The sequence below is a fragment of the Pseudomonas sp. URMO17WK12:I7 genome (assembly GCF_003269045.1).
GTDB classification, from domain to species: Bacteria; Pseudomonadota; Gammaproteobacteria; order Pseudomonadales; family Pseudomonadaceae; genus Aquipseudomonas; species Aquipseudomonas putida_J.
Window position 1 is genome coordinate 242,809 of sequence record NZ_QLTL01000004.1, and the last position, 16,035, is coordinate 258,843.

Consider the following 16,035-nt stretch of genomic DNA (forward strand, 5'->3'; position numbering starts at 1 on the left):
GTGGCTCCTTGAACCCGCATGGGCGTATCAGTACGCCTTGCCGGCCTTGTAGAAGTTCTCGAAGCAGAAGTTGGTCGCCTCGATGTAGCCTTCGGCGCCACCGCAGTCGAAACGCTTGCCCTTGAACTTGTAGGCGATCACATCGCCATTGGCAGCCTGCTTCATCAGCGCATCGGTGATCTGGATCTCGCCGCCTTTGCCTGGCTCGGTCTGTTGGATCTTGTCGAAGATGTCCGGGGTCAGGATGTAGCGACCAATGATCGCCAGGTTCGACGGTGCATCTTCCGGCTTCGGCTTTTCGACCATGGAGGAGACGCGGAAGATACCTGGCTTGATCTCTTCACCGGCGATGACGCCGTACTTGTTGGTTTCCTGCGGGTCGACTTCCTGGATGGCGACGATCGAGCAGCGGTATTTCTTGTACAGCTCGACCATCTGCGCGAGCACGCCGTCGCCTTCGAGGTTGACGCACAGGTCGTCGGCCAGCACCACGGCGAACGGCTCGTCACCGATCAGCGGGCGGCCGGTCAGGATGGCGTGGCCCAGGCCCTTCATTTCGGTCTGGCGGGTGTATGAGAACGAGCACTCGTCGAGCAGGCGACGAATACCGACCAGGTATTTTTCCTTGTCGGTGCCCTTGATCTGGTTTTCCAGCTCGTAGCTGATGTCGAAGTGGTCTTCCAGGGCGCGCTTGCCGCGACCGGTGACGATGGAAATCTCGTTCAGGCCAGCATCCAATGCTTCTTCAACGCCATACTGGATCAGTGGCTTGTTGACCACCGGCAGCATTTCCTTGGGCATGGCTTTGGTAGCAGGCAGGAAGCGAGTGCCGTAACCGGCTGCCGGGAACAAGCATTTCTTGATCATAAACATCCTTAAACATAGGCGAGGCCTGTGGAATTCGGCGCAGTCTAATCAGGCGGCATGCAGCTTACAATGCCCTTCCTGTGACGACAGTTGCCATCATAGAGATAACCCAGTGTAGATAGTTCCAAAAAGTTCGTGAAAATCCCGTCATCCGGCCCCTGCGCGGCAGCCGCGAAAAGGCCGGCGCAACGTGCTTTCAGCGACCGCTGCCCTGCCCGACCAGCACCCCGTCTACCTGCTGGCCATACAGGTTGACGCCGTCGTTGGCGTGGAACTTCAGCCGTGTCTTCTCGATGGAACCGTCCACCAGGCGCGGGTCCTGGGGGCGCTCGTGGCGGTTCACCCAGGCGGCCACGTCCCAGGCTTGCTGATCGCTCAGGCTGCCCGGCTTGCCCAGTGGCATGTTGTACTTGATGAAGGATGCGGCGGTATTGATCCGGTGCATGCCTGCGCCCCAGTTGTAGGAGTCCTTGCCCCAGAGTGGCGGCATCACATACTCACCGGCCACCTGCTGCCCCTCGCCGTTGTCACCATGACAGATGGCGCACTGTTCGCGGTAGACCTGCTGGCCGCGCTTGAAGTCGTAGCCGCCTTTTGGCTGTGGCACCTCGGGGTAGCCGCGACCGGCGATTTCCACACCGGTGGGCGCCTTGGTCGAAAGCCAGTAGGCGTAAACCGACAATGCGGTCATCTGCGGGCTGTCGGCAGCTGGCGGATTGCCATTCATGCTGAACTGGAAGCAGCCCTGGATGCGCTCGGCAAAGGTATTCACCTTGTCGTTCTTCTTGCGGTAGGCCGGGTACATCGGATAGGCGCCCCACAGCGGCGCTGAATGCGCCAGGCGGCCCTGGTCGAGGTGGCAATTGCTGCAGTTCATGCCATTACCTACGGCCTCCGGCATCAGTCGGCGGGTATCGACGAACAGCGCGTGCCCCTCGCGGACCATCTTGCCAAAGGCATTGTCCGGCAGCTCGCTTTCGGCGGGCGGTGCGAACTGTGGCGCGGCCTGGGCACCGGGGACCTTGAGTTGCGACTGGTCCTCCATGGCGATGGGTGCCTGATTGGCTAAGGTATTGCTCGCAGCCAGCAGCAGTAACGTTGGCAACAGGGTTCTCATGGCTTGACCTCCGGGCTGGCGGGTTGGGCGAAGTACTCGGCAATCGCCTTGACTTCGGCGTCGGTCATGGCCTTGGCCACGCCTGCCATCAACTGGTTGGGGTCATTGCTGCGGCTGCCATCGCGCCAGCCGTTGAGCTGTGCCATCAGGTAGGCAGCAGGCTGCCCGGCCAATGGTGGGAAGTGCTCACCGACGCCGCTGCCGCCTGGGCCATGGCACTGCACGCAACCGGGGATCTGCCGGCTCCAGTCACCATAGAGGGCCAGGCGCTCGGTGGGGTTGCCTGCGATCTGCTGGCGGCGCAGGTCTGGGGCAGGATCACCAGGCAGCCCGGCCAGGTAGTGGCTGACGGCCTCGATCTCATCGGTGCTGAGGGCTTTGGCCAGCGGCGCCATGACCGGCTGTTGGCGGCTGCCATTGCGCCAGTCATGCAATTGCTTGCTCAGGTATCCGGCCGGCAGGCCAGCCAGGCGGGGGAACCCTGCGGCGGCAACCCCTTTGCCGTCTGGACCATGGCAACCCAGGCAGGCCATGGCGGCGGGGTTGACCCCACCCTGGGTAAAGATTTTCTGACCATCGGCGGCATGCGCCGCGGGCCAGGCCAGGATCAGCAGGCTGCCGATCACGACGCGACTCAACGGTGTCATCACGAATCTCCATTTCTTTTGTTATAAGCTTAGGCTTAAAAAACATAAGCAAATGGATACTAGCCCTGTAAGGGAATTCGCAACAACGCTCAAGCCGACCAAGTGATGGCTATTAGCCTTTTAACCGAGCATCCGTTGAGCCAGATCAACTACCAGAGATGCACGCGGTCGTCGCCTCGCGTACATCACCCGGGCGCAGCGGAAAATTGTTCATGCGCTCATGCAGCTTGATACTGCTGCCGCTGCCGCGTTTGTGGATGTCGAGCAGCGCTGCCGGCCCGGAACCTGCCGTGAGCTTTTGCGGCACGATCAGACGCACGCCATCATCTCGTTGCTCCTCCACCAATGGGTCACGGCTTTTGGCCAGGTGCGCCTTGATGCAATCGGCATATTCGCGCGGCGTCTTGCCAGACATGACATCCATGGTTTCATGGGATTGCTCAAGTTCCGACACGCTGACACAACCACCCAGCGCAAGGAGCAACGCCGCCACCGTCCACTTCATTTGACGCACCTCGAATGACAAGAGAGCGTAGGACAACAACCAGGCAGTTTTGCTCCCCGTCTTGGCCGTTTTATCTGCCTGGTGCCATCAGGCGCGGCAGCGTAAGCCGACATCGTGGTATCTTTCGCGTTTGCAGAACCAATCCTTGCGGAGCACCCCATGAAATTCGTACACCAGCGCGAGCACCTCAACGAGGACGATATCGTCGTCATCGAGTGCTCCCAGCGCTGCAACATCCGCCTGATGAACGACGCCAATTTCCGCAGCTTCAAGAACGGCGGCCGGCACACCTACCACGGCGGCCACTTCGAGCGCTTCCCGGCCAAGATCACCGTACCCAGCACCGGTTTTTGGAACATCACCATCGATACCGTGACCAGCCGCCCGATCTCGGTAACGCGCAAACCGACCCTGACCCACAAGATCAAGATCATCCGCCGCTCGTCGTCGAAACTCGGATAAGGCCCACCATGACCCAGAACATCAAATACGTCATCAAGTACAAGCTCGACGGCCAGCGCCGCTGGGACTTCGCGGTGATGGCAGACGCCTCCCACGAACAGGCCATGGAAGCCCTGCGCAAGATCCACGGCGAAGACGCCGAGAAGATCAGCGACATCCAGGTGAGCAAAGCCCTGTAAGGCAGCAGCAACAAGGAGAAGCGCATGAGCAACTGGCCCGACCGTCGTATCCTCGATCTGCTGGGCATCGAGTTGCCCATTCTCCAGGCGCCAATGGCCGGTGCCAGCGGTTCGGCCATGGCGATTGCCGTGGCCAGCGCGGGGGGCCTGGGCGCCCTGCCCTGCGCCATGCTCAGCGGCGAGCAGCTGCGTGGCGAGATCGAAGCGTTTCGCGCCGCCTGCCCTGGCCTGCCACTGAACCTGAACTTCTTCTGCCACCAGCCACCAGCCCCCGACCCCGAGCGGGACGCCCGCTGGAAGCAGGCATTGAAGCCGTACTACGCCGAAGTCGGCGCCGACTTCGCCGCGCCTACGCCCGTTTCCAATCGCGCCCCCTTCGATGAACAGAGCTGCGTGCTGGTCGAGCAATTGCGGCCGGAGGTGGTGAGCTTTCACTTCGGTTTGCCGCAAGCAGCGCTGCTGCGGCGGGTAAAGGCCAGCGGTGCCAAGGTGCTGTCCAGCGCCACCACGGTAGAAGAAGCGCTGTGGCTCGAAGCCAACGGCTGCGATGCGATCATCGCCATGGGCTATGAAGCCGGTGGCCATCGCGGCATGTTCCTCAGCGACGACATCACCAGCCAGATTGGCACCTTCGCCCTGGTGCCGCAGATCGCCGATGCGGTGCGATTGCCGGTGATCGCTGCTGGCGGCATCGGCGACCATCGTGGCCTGGTGGCGGCCCTGGCACTGGGCGCCAGCGCGGTGCAAATCGGCACGGCCTACCTGTTCTGCCCGCAAGCCAAGGTCTCCCCTGCCCACCGCCGGGCATTGGACAGCGCACCGGCCAGCGACACAGCGTTGACCAACCTGTTCACCGGGCGCCCGGCGCGTGGCATCAACAACCGCATCATGCGCGAGCTGGGGCCGATGAGCGAACTGGCGCCGCGCTTCCCGCTGGCCGGCGGCGCCCTGATGCCACTGCGGGCAATTACCGATGCCCAGGGCAACAGCGATTTCAGCAACCTGTGGTCGGGGCAGGCATTGCGCCTGGGCCGGCATATGCCGGCCGAGCAACTGACCCGGGAGATTGCCTCAAAGGCATTGGCGCAGATTGCTCGATAAGGTTTTCATCCAGTGCCGGCCTCTTCGCGGCGGTTCGACGCGAAGAGGCCAGCACTGCCAATACCTGACTCCCAGGTTATAACTCCTCCTCCAGCCCCTTCCCGACAAATGGCTTATCGCTATATAGTTCACACCATAACGATAACCACCTCAAGGAGCTGTCTTCATGCGTATCCGCCCGTTCCACCTGGCCGCCCCTGCCCTGGCCAGCCTGATCTCCCTCAACAGCGCCTGGGCCGACGAGGTGCAGGTCGCAGTCGCGGCGAACTTCACCGCGCCGATCCAGGCCATCGCCAAGGACTTCGAGAAGGACACCGGCCACAAACTGGTCGCCGCCTATGGCGCCACCGGGCAGTTTTACGCGCAGATCAAGAACGGCGCGCCGTTCGAAGTGTTCCTCGCTGCTGACGACAGCACCCCGAAGAAGCTGGAAGAGGAAAAGGAAATCGTCCCGGGCTCGCGCTTCACCTACGCCACCGGCACCCTGGCCCTGTGGTCGGCCAAGCCGGGCTACGTGGACAGCAAGGGTGAAGTGCTGAAGAAAAACCAGTTCCAGCACCTGTCAATTGCCAACCCCAAAGCCGCGCCTTACGGCCTGGCCGCCACTCAGGTACTGGACAAGCTGAAGCTGACCGAGGCCACCAAGAGCAAGATCGTCGAAGGCCAGAACATTACCCAGGCCTTCCAGTTCGTCTCCACCGGCAACGCCGAACTGGGCTTCGTTGCCCTGTCGCAGGTCTACAAGGATGGCAAGGTGACCGAAGGTTCGGCCTGGATCGTGCCCGCCAACCTGCACGAGCCCATCAGGCAGGACGCGGTCATCCTCAACAAAGGCAAGGACAACGCTGCCGCCAAGGCCTTGGTCGACTACCTGAAAGGCCCGAAAGCGGCTGCGGTGATCAAGTCCTACGGTTATGAAATCTGATGCCACTGGACGCCAGTGACTTCGGCGCCGTCTGGCTGACCATCAAACTGGCCAGCCTGACCACGTTGATCCTGCTGATCGTCGGCACGCCCATCGCCTGGTGGCTGGCGCGCACACGCTCTTGGCTACGCGGGCCGGTGGGCGCGGTGGTGGCGCTGCCACTGGTGCTGCCGCCGACGGTGATCGGCTTCTATCTGCTGATCGCCCTCGGCCCGCACGGCTGGCTCGGCCAGGCGACCCAGGCATTGGGCCTGGGTACCGTGGTATTCAGCTTCACGGGCCTTGTGATCGGCTCGACGGTGTACTCCATGCCGTTCGTGGTGCAGCCGCTGCAAAACGCGTTCGCGGCCATCGGCCAGCGCCCGCTGGAAGTGGCCGCGACCCTGCGCGCCAGCCCCTGGGACACGTTCGTCCACGTGGTGCTGCCACTGGCCCGCCCCGGTTTCGTCACCGCCAGCATCCTCGGCTTTGCCCACACTGTGGGTGAGTTCGGCGTGGTGCTGATGATCGGTGGCAACATCCCCGACAAGACCCGTGTGGTCTCGGTGCAGATCTTCGATCACGTCGAGGCCATGGAATATTCGCAAGCTCACTGGCTGGCCGGTGCCATGCTGGTGTTCTCGTTCCTGGTGCTGCTCCTGCTTTACGCTGGGCGCCGTAGCAAGGCAGGCTGGAGCTGAAATGACCGGATCCATTGTGGCGCGCCTGCAACTGGCGCGCGACGACTTCACCCTTGATGTCGACCTGCAACTGCCCGGGCGCGGCATCAGCGCGCTGTTTGGCCACTCCGGCTCGGGAAAGACTTCGTGCCTGCGCTGCCTGGCCGGCCTGGAGCGGGCGGCCAGTGCGTATATCGAGGTCAACGGTGAGGTCTGGGAAGACAGCGCCCGTGGCCACTTCCTGGCACCGCACCTGCGCCCGGTGGGCTACGTGTTTCAGGAGGCCAGCCTGTTCCCCCACCTGTTGGTGCGCGGCAATCTGGAGTTCGGCTGGCGGCGCATTGCCGTGGCCGAGCGCAAGGTCAGCCTAGACCAGGCATGCCAACTGCTGGGCATCGGCCACCTGCTCGAACGCAAACCGGCCACCTTGTCGGGCGGCGAGGCACAACGGGTCGGCATTGCCCGGGCATTGCTCAGCAGCCCGCGGCTGCTGTTGATGGACGAGCCGCTGGCGGCGCTCGACGGGCCACGCAAGCGGGAGATCCTGCCGTACCTCGAACGCCTGCACGACGAGCTGGATATCCCGCTGGTGTATGTCAGCCATGCCCAGGACGAAGTGGCGCGGCTGGCCGACCACCTGGTGCTGCTGGAGCAAGGCCGGGCCATGGCCAGCGGGCCAATCGGCGAGACTTTGGCCCGCCTTGACCTGTCACTGGCCCAGGGCGAGGACGCCGGGGTTGTCTTCGAGGGCGTCGTCGTCGGCCATGATCCGCACTACGACCTGCTCGACCTGCGCCTGCCCGGCAGTGACGCGCCGCTGCTGCGCATCGCCCATCCGGCGCACAGCATGGGCAGCACCTTGCGGGTCAAGGTCCAGGCCCGTGATGTGAGCTTGGCTCTGCGCGCCGACAGTACCTCTAGCATTCTCAACCGCCTGCCGGTGCGGGTGCGCGAAACGCGCCCGGCGGACAACCCGGCGCATGTACTGGTGAGCCTGGATGCCGGCGGCAATGCCTTGCTGGCACGCATCACCCGCTTCTCGGCAGACCAGCTTGACCTGCACACGGGCCAGGCGCTGTTCGCGCAAATCAAGTCGGTGGCCCTACTGGGCTGAGCATCATCGAAGCGGCTGTTGTCCATTGATCAATGACCTGATCGAGGCCTGCCGCCGATGCTCGACTGCCCTTTGCCACCCAGCCTGCACTATGTCGACGACAGCCAGCCGGGCCTGACCCGGCGTCGCTGGCGCGACCGCTTCATCTACCTCGACGCCCAGGGGCAGCGCGTGCGCGACAGCGAAACCCTGGCGCGCATCGCCGCGCTGGTGATCCCGCCGGCCTACACCGATGTGTGGATTTGCAGCGACCCGCAGGGCCATCTGCAAGCCACCGGCCGCGACGCTCGCGGTCGCAAGCAGTACCGCTACCATACCCAGTGGCGCGAACTGCGTGACCAGCACAAGTACGGGCGCATGCTGGCCTTTGCCCAGGCCCTGCCAAAACTGCGCGCGCAACTGCAAGTGCACCTGGCCCGCCCGGGCCTTGATCGAGAGAAAGTCATGGCGCTGGTGGTGAGCCTGCTCGACCACACGCTGATCCGCATCGGCAACCAGCGCTACCTGCGCGACAACAAGTCCTATGGGCTGACCACCTTGCGCAATCGCCACGTTCAGGTACAGGGCAGCACCGTGCGCTTCCAGTTCCGCGGCAAGCGCGGCGTGGAGCACACCGTCACGCTGCGTGATCGACGCCTGGCCAACCTGCTCAAGCGCTGCCTGGAGCTGCCCGGGCAGGCGCTGTTCCAGTACCTGGACGACGACGGCCAGCGGCACAGCATTGGTTCCAGCGACGTCAACCAGTACCTGCAACAGCTGACCGGCGCCGATTTCACCGCCAAGGACTACCGCACCTGGGCCGGCAGCAGCCTGGCGCTGAGCCTGCTCAGGCCGCTGGCCTGGGAGCCGGAGAGTGAGGCCAAACGCCAGGTCGCGAGCATCGTCAAACAGGTGGCTGCACGCCTGGGCAATACCCCGGCGGTGTGCCGGCGCTGCTATATCCACCCTGCCGTACTTGAACATTATGCCCTTGGGCGCCTGGCCGACTTGCCTGGGCGCCGCGTACGCAAGGGATTGGATGCCGAAGAGGTGGCCTTGTTGCTGTTTCTTCAGGCCTTGGAAGCAAAATCAGATGATTGAGCCGAACTATGCAGCCCATCATGCAGAGAAATTTCCCATTAAGGCCGAAGCCCCCTATTCTTGCCATCGAGCACCTTCGCCGACACGCTTAACAGCATTTACCTCGGCACCTGCGACTAAAGACACGCAACAGAATTTGTCTTTCGGGGAATTACTATCCGCCGAAAGCGTCTTTAATGAGAAGGAAGAGGGACAAGCTCCCACCGTTGCGGCCCAATGGCCCGACGGTTTTCTACATCACCAAGGAGAACTACATGCTGATACTCACCCGTAAGGTTGGCGAAAGCATCGTCATCAACGATGACATCAAAGTCACCATTCTGGGCGTAAAAGGGATGCAGGTGAGGATTGGCATCGATGCACCAAAGGATGTTCAGGTGCACCGTGAAGAGATCTTCAAGCGCATCCAGGCCGGCAGCCCGGCTCCGGAAAAGCACGACGACCAACACTGACCTGAGCGCCTCGCTTCAAGCCGCACGGACGCGCTTGATCGAATGGCCGGCGCAAGCCGTTACCTGAACCTCAGGTGCCGAGCAGCTCGCGCACCTTGGCGATCAACTTGTCCATGTCGAACGGCTTTTCGAACACTGCAGCGAACAGCTCGGGGCGCCCTTGGCTGGCCTGGGCGCCGCTCATGAGGATCACCGGCAAGTCAGGCAGCTCCAGTTCGTCGCGAATCGCCCGCACCAGTTCCTCACCATTGAGTACCGGCATCATGTAGTCGGTGATCACCAAGTCCACACGCTTTTCCTTCAGTGCCTCCAGGGCCTTGCGCCCGTTGCTCGCCTTTTCCACCAGAAAACCTTCGTCCTCCAGAGCAAAGCCGAGGATATCGGCGATCAGGTATTCGTCATCGACGATCAGGATTGTGTTCATCGGCAGGCTCCCTCAGCCACCCCCTTGCGGCACAGGAGTACCCGAAAGCACGCCGCTGGCACCCTCGAACGCCTTGCGCAGGCTGATGCCCTGCGGCCCGATATGCAGCTCGTGCAACGCGGGGTCGTGATGACTATCACGCACTTTCAGGATCGACAGCATGCGCCGCAACTGCGAGTCCAGCTCGACGAAGCGCATCAGCATGAGGTTGTCGACGATGCTCGACAGGTCCGGCGCCGGGGCGGTGATTTCCGATCCGAAGAGATCGCGCATTTCCCAGGTGAGCATGACGCTGACATCTCGCGCCCGCAGTTCGCCTGCCAAGGCCCGGAAGAACGCATTGAGCCGCGCCGGGTCGGTCGCCAGGCGGCTGAATGCCCCCAGGCTGTCGATCAGTACGCGCTTGCTGCCCTGCTGCTCGACATGCTTGAGCAAACGCGCGCCGACCTGGTCCAGCAGGCCTTCGGTGGTCGGTTGCCAGCACAGCTGCAACGCACCCGTCCGTTCCTGAGCGGCAAAGTCGTAGCCCAGTGATGCAGCCTTGAGCCGCAGCCTGGCGGGCGTTTCGTAAAAGCCAAAATGCAAGGCCGGCTGCTCGGCGCTGGCTGCCGCCAAAAACGCCAGGCCCAAGGAGGTCTTGCCGATCCCCGAGGGCCCCATCAGCAGGCTCACCGAGCCCTGCGTCAGGCCCCCGCCCAGCATTTCGTCCAATGCTGCGACACCCGTGGACACCCGGCTCGTGGAGGCGGAGCCCAGATGGCTGGGGTGACTGTATAGCGCCTCCAGACGCGGATATACGTGCATCCCTGATTCATCAATCAGGCACTCGTGACGCCCGGACAATGCCCCGCTGCCCCGCGTCTTGCGCAACTGCACGTGGCGCACCGCTCGGCTACCAACCAACTGCTCGCCCAGCTCGATCACGCCATCGACCATGGTGTGTTCCGGGCTGTTGTCATCCAGCCGGGCACTGGTCAGCAATAGCACGGTACAACCGGCAAAGGCCGCATGCCCCTGCAGTTCCGAGACGAACTTCTTGGTATCCAGGGCAGTTTCCGCGCGCACCCGAGCATTGAGCACACCGTCGACGATCAGCAGGCTGGCCTGTTGCCTGCCGATTTCCTGGCGCAGCAACTTGACCACTGCATCGAGCCCCTCCTGTTCCAGGGTATCGAAGGCACTGACGAACTGGATCTGGTCACCTATCAGGGCCGGGTCGAAGAACTCGAGGGTCGACAGGTACTGGAACAAGCGCTCGTGGGACTCGGCGAGCAAAGTCGCCACCAGCACCTTGCCACCGTCGCGCACATGGCTGCAGGCCAACTGGTTGGCGAGGATGGTCTTGCCCGCTCCGGGCGGCCCCTGAACAATATAGGAAGCACCCGCCACCAGGCCGCCCTTGAGCAGCGCATCGAGCCCTTCGATCCCCGTGACCAGCCGCTTGAGTGCCTGCACCATGGTAGCTACCTGTCGTCTTGTGCGCCCGAACTGGGCTGATAGGCCGGCAGATACAGGCGCATGCACGTGCCTTGGCCGAGCCTGCTGTCGACACTGATGGCGCCATTGCTCTGCTTGGCAAAGCCATAGACCTGGCTAAGGCCAAGGCCAGTGCCCTTGCCGAAAGGCTTGGTTGTGAAGAATGGCTCGAAGATCCGCGGCAGTACCTGAGGGTCGATACCGTCCCCGCTGTCACGGATTTCGAAGCATACGAATGTGCCGTGCAGCCCCTCCACCTCGCCCGCCAGCTCCAGCGCGCAGACCGCCAGGCCTATTGTGCCGCGCTCGCCGATCGCATCACGGGCATTGAACAGAAGATTGAGCAGCACCATCTGCAATTGCCCGGTATCCACCTCGATCAGCGGCAGATCGGGCTGCACGTTCTCCTGCAGTACGATTTCACGCGGCAAGGCGTGCTCCAGCAAGCCACGCGTGGACTCCAGCAGCTTGGTCGGGGCGATGAGCGAGACATCGAGCTGCCGGTAGCGGGCGAAACTGAGCAATTGCTGGGTCAGCTCGGTGCCGCGCTGACCGGCATCGAGAATATGCTCGAGCATGCGCAGCACCCGCGCCGGGTCTTGGCTGGCCTGCGCCAGGCGCGCCGAGTTGATGATGATGGTCAGCAGGTTGTTGAAGTCATGTGCCAGGCCACCGGTGAGCTGGCCCAGCGCCTCGAGCTTCTGCGCCTGGAACAGCTGGGCCCGCACGGCGTCGAGCTGCAGCGCAGATTCGCGCCGATCGGTAATATCACGGGTGACCTTGGCCAGCCCGACGATTTGCCCTTGTTCGTCGCGGATCACATCGAGCGCGGCCAGGGCCCAGAACTGCGTGCCGTCCTTGCGCACACGCCAACCTTCGTCCTGTGCCACGCCCTGCTCCAGAGCCTGCTTGAGCAGGCGCTCCGGGCGCGCTTCGGCGCAATCCTGCGAGGTGAAGAACAGCGAGAAATGCTGGCCGATGACTTCTTCGGCGCGGTAGCCCTTGATCCGTTGGGCACCTGCGTTCCAGGACACTACATGGCCGGTGGGGTCGAGCATGTAGATGGCGTAATCCACCACAGATTGCACCAGCTGCTCATAGCGGCTGGCGGGCATGACAGGGTGATCGATGCAGTCGGCTGAAACCATGCAAACTCCACAGGCACAGCGAAAGGGGCCTGATTAGCTTAGCCAAGCGTACTCTTCTGCAACAGCGCACGCTGTAACAGATTATCAACGCTCAGGTTCGATCAACACCGGGCTGACACGCCGCGGCATCGCCACTTTCAGCAGCCACAGGCCCACCACCATGATCAGGCCGCCACCTGCCAGCGCCATCAAGCGCTGCGGTTGCGGGTGTTCGGCATCGAAACCGAGCATCAACAGGTAGCCACCGAGGCTGATCAGGCTGAGGTACAGAAAAGCGCCCACCAGCAAGACCTGCGCAAACAACAGGCGCCAGCACCACCGAGGGCGGACAGTGCGCCCGGGAACAGCCTGAGACATGGCTCAGCACCCGTTGGATCCAATAAGGTGGGCAACAGTGGCTTAATGATAGCAAGGTGTCAATTACCCATTCGATCGACCCCCTCATGCCTTTGATCATGGGTGCTGCAATTCACCTCATATAAATGACCTCCACCTCTTTACAGGCGTGTCCGAACAGCCAGGCTCGAGACATGAGCGATGAAGATCGGTTGAGAATACGCCAGGAGTTGGCAGTACCTATTATCAAAGCACTGCATGAGTGAATGTTGGCCCAGCGCGACCTGGCGCCCAACGGATCAGCCACGGCCAAAGCTCTCGACTACAACAGCCGGAACGCTGTGTAGCGCTAACGCGCCACCTGGACGATTGCCGCCGTCGATTTGATGGACGGGAAGGTCCGTGGCCGATTGATTGTCGACGTAAACCGCTAGATCGGCTACCTCACACTCGGCAAGCGCCCCTACTTTGGTTGGATCGGTTTACGACAGCCAGGCCAAATAGCGGCGCGTGCTCTTCCAACCACGGGTGCAGCTAATCACGATAGTACCGGAGGTCATCCAGGGAGCCCATAGGGCCGATGTAGCTATCGTAGGCCTTCGTATAATCGCCAATAGTGCTTTTAGCACGCGTAGCTTTATTAGCAATCATTGATTTAGCCTCATTAACAGTAATGCTTTCCCCCAGATCCTTTTATATGCGCCTCAACCAAAATCACATCGCGGTTAGCGTAGGTCTTTTCCGCAACCGCTCTAATAACGGGTCGTTTCGTAGACGTGTAGTCGAAGACGTCAATCTTGCGCCGCTGATCGTTGCCGTTGACCTTTCGGATGACATAAAAGGTTTTTCCACCGGCTTTAGTGACGCGTACAGCTAGGCCTTTTGTATGAGTGTCATACACATAAATCTCAGACTTACCCTCCGGGCAAGCCAGGTTTCTAAGCGCATCCTTGGTAAAATTGATCTTCAATGCCACGCCCACACTCCTTCCCATCGTCTAAACCGTTGATTTCCGCATGATTTTCGTGTCTAATCGCGTTCTTAACATCGCGCCCCGATGGTGAAATTGGTAGACACATCGCACTTAAAATGCGCCGCCGAAAGGTGTGCCGGTTCGAGTCCGGCTCGGGGCACCACGAAACACCCCCCTCCCTCGCAATACCAAGCCGTCAGCGCCACACACCCACTGATCTGTCTTTCATGCCTCAGCTATGTGGGCCTTCACATGCCTTGAGGCTGCCTAAATAACGATCAATGCATCCCACTCGATAGCTTGGTAGCTCTTGTGGTAGCTGGCTTGGTAGCTACGCCGGCAGCTCAACTCAGCTTCCAACAGGCCTGCTCAGCCCTCACAAGCCCTCGGCGCGGTGCGATACTCACCTCAAGGCCTTGATTTTCAGAGCTTTCAGCTCAAGCAAGCCAAGCTCAGCTCTTGTAAGCGGAGCGTTGGGCAGCATGACTTGAAATCTGTCGGCGTGAGCCTTGCGGGTTCGAGTCCCGCCACTCGCACCAAACTTCTTCGAAAAGGCGCACTTGCGGCGCCTTTTCGCTGCTCGGCAGCAATTCTCTGCGCAACTGCTAGAGTGGAGTTTGTCTACATCCACCGGTATGCCGCCATGCGCTACTCCTTGTTCGATGGTCAACGCGACATCATCCTGCTGCTTGCCCGCGTGCTGCTCATGATCCTCTTCGTCCTATCGGGCTGGGCCAAGCTCACCGGCTTCGAAGGCACAGTCGGCTACATGACCTCGCTCGGCGCGCCTGCGCCGATGCTGGCGGCAGCGGTTGCGGTGATCATGGAATTCATCGTAGGCATCCTGCTGATCCTGGGCTTCTACACACGCCCGCTGGCCTTCCTGTTCGCCTTGTTCGTGCTGGGCACTGCGCTGCTTGGCCATCCATTCTGGAACATGGTCGACCCGGAGCGTGCCGCCAACATGACCCAGTTCCTGAAAAACCTCAGCATCTGCGGCGGCCTGCTGGCGCTGGCAGTCAGTGGCCCAGGGCGCTTCTCGATCGACGGGCGCTGATTCAGTCGTCCAGGTCGTCGTGCCAGGCTGGGTGATCGCGCTCTTCGTCATCAAGATCATCCAGCAACTCTTCGTCCTCCTCGACTTCGTCCTCGGCGCCTTGGGCGTCAGCTTCAGGGGCGAAGTCCTCATAGAGGAATTCGTGATCAAGCAGATGATCGTGCTCGGGTTCGTGCAGGTCGTCTTCGTCGCGCATGGTGGCTCCTGAAAATTTGGCACGCCTGTATAGGCGCATCGTAGGTCGCGGTCAATGGGGCAAGGTTAATGCTGACTTAACCGACCGGCCTCAGGCTCAAATCTCTCCCTTCAAAACGTTCATTGCCCGCCTTCATGGCGGGCTTTTTTTGCTCATGGAGGTTGCCGACACACCTTCAACGTGAAATTCACGAGTTCATCACAAGCACTGCGGCACTCTGACACTGCTCCGTACGTTCTTTAGACCCGCCACTGGTTGGCGGGTTTTTCTTTTTCCGGGTACAGGAAATGTGTACGAAAAGTTGTCGCATCACTTGCCTTCGCACACGCGAACGAGGCCGCCATCGCAAGAAAACCTGAGCAAAGCCCGGCCCTGAGCCGGGCTTTTCTTTGGCGGCTACCCACAGACCCAAGCCTCTTTCTTACCCGTCATCACGCTTTACGCAATTCCAGGGGTTGAAAAAAGATCGGTCAGAGATACTGTATATCCATACAGATAAAGCCTATTCACCGCGCTTCAAATCATCCGCCTGCGCATTCACGAGTGCCCAACCGGATGCGGAGGAACGCATCAGGGTTGGAAGGCAATCGTGCCAGGCCAATGATTTTATCGTCAGGAGCATTTATGACTGTAAACATCAGCAATCTAACGATCGCTACCCCAGTGGCAGTCTCTTCAACGAACCCCGTCGCACTTGAGCTCAACGGCGCCGAAGCGATCGCCCAGTACCCGAGCGTGGTGAAAGTGCTCAGTGACGGGTCGATCCAGTTTTCGGCACCGACCAAAGGGGCTTCAAGCAAGAGCACCCACAGAACGCGTTGCGAGTGGTCCGAGACACAGAACTGGACGCTAGGCAGCGCCCCCGATCACTGGAATCGCCAGACCATGGCGCTGACCAAGGTCAACTCGGCGCAAAAGGTGGTGATCAGCCAGATGCACGTCAGGGGGGATGACAGCCCGCCGGTGAAGGTGTTCTGGAACAAGGGCAACATCACCCTAGGCTTCCGGGCGTCTTACAACCAGACCAACCCGGTGAACAGCACCCTCTTGCAGGGCGTGCCACTCGGCACAACGTTCGACGTGATCATTCACGCCACCGCTGCGGGCGTGGTGAAGGTGACCGCCAGGTGCAATGGTGTGTCCAGAACCTCAAGCGAACTGCAGCTTGATGACACCTGGGATTCGCGCCTGCTCGAGTTTCATGGCGGGATCTACAACCAAGTGGACTACACCGACGCGACGCCGGCCACCGATGGCTCTGTGTGCATCATCAGCGAACTGTCGCTAAGCCATGGCTGAATGCCGCGCAAAATGAAA

The 16,035-nt window shown here is 61.3% G+C and carries 20 protein-coding genes, 1 tRNA gene and 1 pseudogene; 12 read left to right on the plus strand and 10 right to left on the minus strand.

All coding sequences use genetic code 11. The annotated features are described in order from the left end of the window. Positions 1 to 27: 27 nt before the first annotated feature. The 4 genes from galU to H040_RS07155 form a co-directional block, all read right to left on the minus strand. Complete coding sequence (gene galU / locus H040_RS07140) at positions 28 to 867, minus strand: UTP--glucose-1-phosphate uridylyltransferase GalU (RefSeq protein ID WP_027920529.1); 840 nt, start codon at positions 865 to 867, stop codon at positions 28 to 30. 196 nt (positions 868 to 1,063) lie between these two features. Then, the gene (locus H040_RS07145) at positions 1,064 to 1,984 is read right to left on the minus strand and encodes a c-type cytochrome (RefSeq protein WP_027920530.1); all 921 of its coding nucleotides are present in this window, start codon (positions 1,982 to 1,984) and stop codon (positions 1,064 to 1,066) included. Beyond that, a complete protein-coding gene (locus H040_RS07150) occupies positions 1,981 to 2,631 on the minus strand; it encodes a c-type cytochrome (RefSeq protein ID WP_027920531.1) in 651 nt (216 codons plus the stop codon). Before H040_RS07150 ends, H040_RS07145 begins: the two co-directional genes overlap by 4 nt. Before the next feature lie 145 nt (positions 2,632 to 2,776). After that, positions 2,777 to 3,136, minus strand: a complete 360-nt coding sequence (locus tag H040_RS07155; protein ID WP_027920532.1) for a hypothetical protein — start codon at positions 3,134 to 3,136, stop codon at positions 2,777 to 2,779. A gap of 159 nt (positions 3,137 to 3,295) precedes the next feature. Between H040_RS07155 and H040_RS07160 the strand changes: the two genes are divergently transcribed. The 8 genes from H040_RS07160 to csrA all read left to right on the plus strand — a co-directional run bounded on the left by H040_RS07160 (position 3,296) and on the right by csrA (position 9,108). Continuing rightward, positions 3,296 to 3,598, plus strand: coding sequence for a DUF1883 domain-containing protein (locus tag H040_RS07160; RefSeq protein WP_027920533.1), 303 nt, complete (start codon positions 3,296 to 3,298; stop codon positions 3,596 to 3,598). Positions 3,599 to 3,606: 8 nt separating this feature from the next. Next, on the plus strand, positions 3,607 to 3,777 hold the full coding sequence (locus tag H040_RS27460; RefSeq protein WP_165837353.1) for a hypothetical protein: 171 nt from the start codon (positions 3,607 to 3,609) through the stop codon (positions 3,775 to 3,777). A 24-nt stretch (positions 3,778 to 3,801) separates the two neighbouring features. Beyond that, positions 3,802 to 4,878 carry an NAD(P)H-dependent flavin oxidoreductase gene (locus tag H040_RS07165; RefSeq protein WP_027920534.1) on the plus strand — a complete coding sequence of 359 codons (1,077 nt, stop codon included), beginning with the start codon at positions 3,802 to 3,804 and terminating at the stop codon, positions 4,876 to 4,878. Between the two features lie 166 nt (positions 4,879 to 5,044). Then, positions 5,045 to 5,803: a molybdate ABC transporter substrate-binding protein gene (modA, locus tag H040_RS07170; protein WP_027920535.1), complete on the plus strand. Its 759-nt coding sequence runs from the start codon at positions 5,045 to 5,047 to the stop codon at positions 5,801 to 5,803. Continuing rightward, on the plus strand, positions 5,803 to 6,483 hold the full coding sequence (gene modB / locus H040_RS07175) for a molybdate ABC transporter permease subunit (RefSeq protein ID WP_027920536.1): 681 nt from the start codon (positions 5,803 to 5,805) through the stop codon (positions 6,481 to 6,483). Before modA ends, modB begins: the two co-directional genes overlap by 1 nt. 1 nt (position 6,484) lies before the next feature. Then, the gene (gene modC / locus H040_RS07180) at positions 6,485 to 7,576 is read left to right on the plus strand and encodes a molybdenum ABC transporter ATP-binding protein (protein WP_027920537.1); all 1,092 of its coding nucleotides are present in this window, start codon (positions 6,485 to 6,487) and stop codon (positions 7,574 to 7,576) included. A 57-nt stretch (positions 7,577 to 7,633) separates the two neighbouring features. Beyond that, positions 7,634 to 8,656: a DNA topoisomerase IB gene (locus H040_RS07185; RefSeq protein WP_027920538.1), complete on the plus strand. Its 1,023-nt coding sequence runs from the start codon at positions 7,634 to 7,636 to the stop codon at positions 8,654 to 8,656. 254 nt (positions 8,657 to 8,910) lie between these two features. Further along, a complete protein-coding gene (gene csrA, locus H040_RS07190; protein WP_012315047.1) occupies positions 8,911 to 9,108 on the plus strand; it encodes a carbon storage regulator CsrA in 198 nt (65 codons plus the stop codon). 70 nt (positions 9,109 to 9,178) lie between these two features. Here csrA and H040_RS07195 read toward each other — a convergent pair whose 3' ends face one another. The 4 genes from H040_RS07195 to H040_RS07210 all read right to left on the minus strand — a co-directional run bounded on the left by H040_RS07195 (position 9,179) and on the right by H040_RS07210 (position 12,513). Beyond that, positions 9,179 to 9,532, minus strand: a complete 354-nt coding sequence (locus tag H040_RS07195) for a response regulator (RefSeq protein WP_027920539.1) — start codon at positions 9,530 to 9,532, stop codon at positions 9,179 to 9,181. Positions 9,533 to 9,544: 12 nt separating this feature from the next. Further along, the gene (locus tag H040_RS07200) at positions 9,545 to 10,990 is read right to left on the minus strand and encodes an ATPase domain-containing protein (protein ID WP_027920540.1); all 1,446 of its coding nucleotides are present in this window, start codon (positions 10,988 to 10,990) and stop codon (positions 9,545 to 9,547) included. Between the two features lie 5 nt (positions 10,991 to 10,995). Then, positions 10,996 to 12,156 carry a two-component system sensor histidine kinase NtrB gene (locus H040_RS07205; RefSeq protein WP_027920541.1) on the minus strand — a complete coding sequence of 387 codons (1,161 nt, stop codon included), beginning with the start codon at positions 12,154 to 12,156 and terminating at the stop codon, positions 10,996 to 10,998. 84 nt (positions 12,157 to 12,240) lie between these two features. Further along, positions 12,241 to 12,513 (minus strand): hypothetical protein, encoded by a 273-nt coding sequence (locus tag H040_RS07210; RefSeq protein ID WP_027920542.1) that lies wholly within the window; start codon positions 12,511 to 12,513, stop codon positions 12,241 to 12,243. Positions 12,514 to 12,674: 161 nt separating this feature from the next. Here H040_RS07210 and H040_RS07215 point away from each other — a divergent pair. After that, positions 12,675 to 12,862, plus strand: a pseudogene (locus tag H040_RS07215) (IS66 family transposase); the annotation flags it as partial. A 294-nt stretch (positions 12,863 to 13,156) separates the two neighbouring features. Here H040_RS07215 and H040_RS07220 read toward each other — a convergent pair. Next, complete coding sequence (locus tag H040_RS07220) at positions 13,157 to 13,468, minus strand: Arm DNA-binding domain-containing protein (RefSeq protein WP_027920543.1); 312 nt, start codon at positions 13,466 to 13,468, stop codon at positions 13,157 to 13,159. A 75-nt stretch (positions 13,469 to 13,543) separates the two neighbouring features. Here H040_RS07220 and H040_RS07225 point away from each other — a divergent pair. Both H040_RS07225 and H040_RS07230 read left to right on the plus strand, forming a co-directional pair. After that, positions 13,544 to 13,628, plus strand: a tRNA-Leu gene (locus H040_RS07225). 480 nt (positions 13,629 to 14,108) lie between these two features. Beyond that, entirely contained in the window at positions 14,109 to 14,522 is a 414-nt protein-coding gene (locus H040_RS07230) for a DoxX family protein (RefSeq protein WP_027920544.1), read from the plus strand. A 1-nt stretch (position 14,523) separates the two neighbouring features. Here H040_RS07230 and H040_RS07235 read toward each other — a convergent pair whose 3' ends face one another. Further along, positions 14,524 to 14,718 carry a hypothetical protein gene (locus H040_RS07235; protein WP_027920545.1) on the minus strand — a complete coding sequence of 65 codons (195 nt, stop codon included), beginning with the start codon at positions 14,716 to 14,718 and terminating at the stop codon, positions 14,524 to 14,526. Positions 14,719 to 15,342: 624 nt separating this feature from the next. Here H040_RS07235 and H040_RS07240 point away from each other — a divergent pair. Continuing rightward, positions 15,343 to 16,017: a polysaccharide lyase family 7 protein gene (locus H040_RS07240; RefSeq protein ID WP_027920546.1), complete on the plus strand. Its 675-nt coding sequence runs from the start codon at positions 15,343 to 15,345 to the stop codon at positions 16,015 to 16,017. Positions 16,018 to 16,035: the final 18 nt, after the last annotated feature.

Bases quoted from the DNA above. Each gene is read 5' to 3' on its own strand.
- galU (WP_027920529.1), bottom strand. From the start codon at position 867: ATGATCAAGAAATGCTTGTTCCCGGCAGCCGGTTACGGCACTCGCTTC.
- H040_RS07145 (WP_027920530.1), bottom strand. From the start codon at position 1,984: ATGAGAACCCTGTTGCCAACGTTACTGCTGCTGGCTGCGAGCAATACC.
- H040_RS07150 (WP_027920531.1), bottom strand. From the start codon at position 2,631: ATGACACCGTTGAGTCGCGTCGTGATCGGCAGCCTGCTGATCCTGGCC.
- H040_RS07155 (WP_027920532.1), bottom strand. From the start codon at position 3,136: ATGAAGTGGACGGTGGCGGCGTTGCTCCTTGCGCTGGGTGGTTGTGTC.
- H040_RS07160 (WP_027920533.1), top strand. From the start codon at position 3,296: ATGAAATTCGTACACCAGCGCGAGCACCTCAACGAGGACGATATCGTC.
- H040_RS27460 (WP_165837353.1), top strand. From the start codon at position 3,607: ATGACCCAGAACATCAAATACGTCATCAAGTACAAGCTCGACGGCCAG.
- H040_RS07165 (WP_027920534.1), top strand. From the start codon at position 3,802: ATGAGCAACTGGCCCGACCGTCGTATCCTCGATCTGCTGGGCATCGAG.
- modA (WP_027920535.1), top strand. From the start codon at position 5,045: ATGCGTATCCGCCCGTTCCACCTGGCCGCCCCTGCCCTGGCCAGCCTG.
- modB (WP_027920536.1), top strand. From the start codon at position 5,803: ATGCCACTGGACGCCAGTGACTTCGGCGCCGTCTGGCTGACCATCAAA.
- modC (WP_027920537.1), top strand. From the start codon at position 6,485: ATGACCGGATCCATTGTGGCGCGCCTGCAACTGGCGCGCGACGACTTC.
- H040_RS07185 (WP_027920538.1), top strand. From the start codon at position 7,634: ATGCTCGACTGCCCTTTGCCACCCAGCCTGCACTATGTCGACGACAGC.
- csrA (WP_012315047.1), top strand. From the start codon at position 8,911: ATGCTGATACTCACCCGTAAGGTTGGCGAAAGCATCGTCATCAACGAT.
- H040_RS07195 (WP_027920539.1), bottom strand. From the start codon at position 9,532: ATGAACACAATCCTGATCGTCGATGACGAATACCTGATCGCCGATATC.
- H040_RS07200 (WP_027920540.1), bottom strand. From the start codon at position 10,990: ATGGTGCAGGCACTCAAGCGGCTGGTCACGGGGATCGAAGGGCTCGAT.
- H040_RS07205 (WP_027920541.1), bottom strand. From the start codon at position 12,156: ATGGTTTCAGCCGACTGCATCGATCACCCTGTCATGCCCGCCAGCCGC.
- H040_RS07210 (WP_027920542.1), bottom strand. From the start codon at position 12,513: ATGTCTCAGGCTGTTCCCGGGCGCACTGTCCGCCCTCGGTGGTGCTGG.
- H040_RS07230 (WP_027920544.1), top strand. From the start codon at position 14,109: ATGCGCTACTCCTTGTTCGATGGTCAACGCGACATCATCCTGCTGCTT.
- H040_RS07235 (WP_027920545.1), bottom strand. From the start codon at position 14,718: ATGCGCGACGAAGACGACCTGCACGAACCCGAGCACGATCATCTGCTT.
- H040_RS07240 (WP_027920546.1), top strand. From the start codon at position 15,343: ATGACTGTAAACATCAGCAATCTAACGATCGCTACCCCAGTGGCAGTC.